The sequence below is a fragment of the Marinobacter sp. C7 genome (assembly GCF_022343555.1).
Classification (GTDB): domain Bacteria; phylum Pseudomonadota; class Gammaproteobacteria; order Pseudomonadales; family Oleiphilaceae; genus Marinobacter.
The window spans coordinates 1-569 of the sequence record NZ_JAKQZH010000066.1 but is presented as its reverse complement, the minus strand read 5'-3'; the positions used below and the strand labels follow the sequence as shown (position 1 = coordinate 569).

1 protein-coding gene is annotated in these 569 nt (G+C 64.0%); it reads left to right on the top strand.

Features of this window, described 5'->3' with window-relative positions; translation table 11 throughout:
* Nucleotides 1-430, top strand: a 430-nt coding sequence (locus MD273_RS18750) for a fumarylacetoacetate hydrolase family protein (RefSeq protein WP_239039281.1), incomplete at its 5' end; no start/stop codon positions are given.
* Between the last annotated feature and the right edge of the window lie 139 nt (nt 431-569).

Sequence of the window (569 nt, the reverse complement as noted above, 5' to 3'; positions counted from 1 at the left end):
CGACGCGATGGATCATGTCGCCGGCTATTGCGTGGTCAACGACCTCTCCGAGCGCGAATTCCAGATCGAGCGTTCCGGCCAGTGGGTCAAGGGCAAGAGCGCCGACACCTTCGGCCCGATTGGCCCGTGGCTCGTCACCCGCGACGAGGTTGCCGACCCGCAGGACCTGCCGATGTGGCTCGAAGTCGACGGCCACCGCTATCAGGACGGTTCGACCAAGACCATGGTCTTCGGCGTGCAGTACCTCGTCAGCTATCTGTCGCAGTTCATGAGCCTGCAGCCCGGCGACATCATCACCACCGGAACCCCGCCCGGCGTGGGCATGGGCATCAAGCCGGAGCCGGTCTATCTGAAGGAAGGCCAGACGATGCGCCTCGGCATCGAGGGCCTTGGCGAACAGACCCAGAAGACGGTTCCCTGGAACGCGTAAGCGCCAGTTATCCCTTCCACCGGCCTTCCCCTTGAGGGAAGGCCGGTCCGATATCGGCCAGGTGGCGAAATTGGTCGCGGCCTGTCCCTCTGTCACCAGCGAACTTTTCCGCCATCTGGTCCCGAGCCGTTCCGAAACC